The 530-nt window shown below is 44.7% G+C and carries 1 rRNA gene; it reads left to right on the top strand.

From position 1 onward, the window contains the following. Positions 1–238: 238 nt before the first annotated feature. Positions 239–530: ribosomal RNA gene (locus CWC14_RS18185) — 16S ribosomal RNA — on the top strand; the annotation flags it as partial.

Genomic DNA, 530 nt, shown 5'->3' on the forward strand with positions numbered 1-530 from the left:
AAGCAATCATCTGTGTGGGCACTCGTACAGATTGAGTTCTAACAGCCAAGCTACTTCGTTCTTTATTGAGCAAGTAACGGGGCAAACAAATTTAGAGTCTCAATTTAAACTGAGTGACCAACAGCAATAACTTACTTAGGTTTTACCTAAGGAAAGAATTGCAGCACAGTCAATTCAATATCGAAAGATATTAAATAAATTCAGAATTCATTGAGCTGTCGAAAGACATAAAACTTTTTAATTGAAGAGTTTGATCATGGCTCAGATTGAACGCTGGCGGCAGGCCTAACACATGCAAGTCGAGCGGTAACAGAGAGTAGCTTGCTACTTTGCTGACGAGCGGCGGACGGGTGAGTAATGCTTGGGAACATGCCTTGAGGTGGGGGACAACAGTTGGAAACGACTGCTAATACCGCATAATGTCTACGGACCAAAGGGGGCTTCGGCTCTCGCCTTTAGATTGGCCCAAGTGGGATTAGCTAGTTGGTGAGGTAATGGCTCACCAAGGCGACGATCCCTAGCTGGTTTGA

The sequence above is a fragment of the Pseudoalteromonas sp. S3260 genome, assembly GCF_005886925.1.
GTDB lineage: Bacteria > Pseudomonadota > Gammaproteobacteria > Enterobacterales > Alteromonadaceae > Pseudoalteromonas > Pseudoalteromonas tetraodonis.